The organism is Kitasatospora nipponensis, assembly GCF_039528135.1.
In the GTDB taxonomy this organism is placed as follows: Bacteria; Actinomycetota; Actinomycetes; order Streptomycetales; family Streptomycetaceae; genus Kitasatospora; species Kitasatospora nipponensis.
Genome location: NZ_BAAALF010000913.1, coordinates 1 through 594 on the forward strand (window position 1 = coordinate 1; position 594 = coordinate 594).

General features: G+C 71.0%; 1 protein-coding gene. It reads left to right on the forward strand.

The annotated features are described in order from the left end of the window. Positions 1–594, forward strand: a 594-nt coding sequence (locus ABD323_RS44030; RefSeq protein ID WP_344447618.1) for a DUF2278 family protein, incomplete at both ends; no start/stop codon positions are given.

The following is a 594-nucleotide window of genomic DNA, read 5'->3' on the forward strand; positions in this document are numbered from 1 at the left end:
GCGCCCGGCAGTGTGGGGGTCAGCTACCGCTTGGTGGACGACCTGCGCAGTGCCGACATCGCCGCGCTCCGGGTCCGGCCGGACGGCTTCCATCACTTGCCCTCCTCGCCCACCTCCGGCGCGCTCGACTACGTCCGGAGCCCGCTGCTGCGCAACCGTCTCTGGTTCGAGTGGCTGGCCGCCGTGACCGACCGGGCCCACCAGGTGATCGCCCCGCATCCGCCGGGCAGCCCGATGTTCGGCCCCGATCTGGCCGACCGCCTGGCCACGTCGGTGCAGGGGCTGCGCCGCCGGATCACCGGGCTCGGGGGGCTCGACTGGGCCCGCCCGCACCTGCGGTTCTTCCCGTGGATCGCCAGTGACGGCGACAACGCCCTGGACGTGCTGGTCCCGCACCTCGAGGCCGCCTCCCGGATCTACGTGTTCGGGCAGAGCTTCACCACCGGACTCGGCGTACACGACGTCCACCTCAACCAGGGTGACCCGGTGGGCAGTCAGTGGTACGTCACCAACGGCATCTGGCAGGACGGCGCGGTGATGTGCGAGCGCCCCGACGGCCAAGTGGTGGTCTGGCAGATCAAGTTCAACACCCAG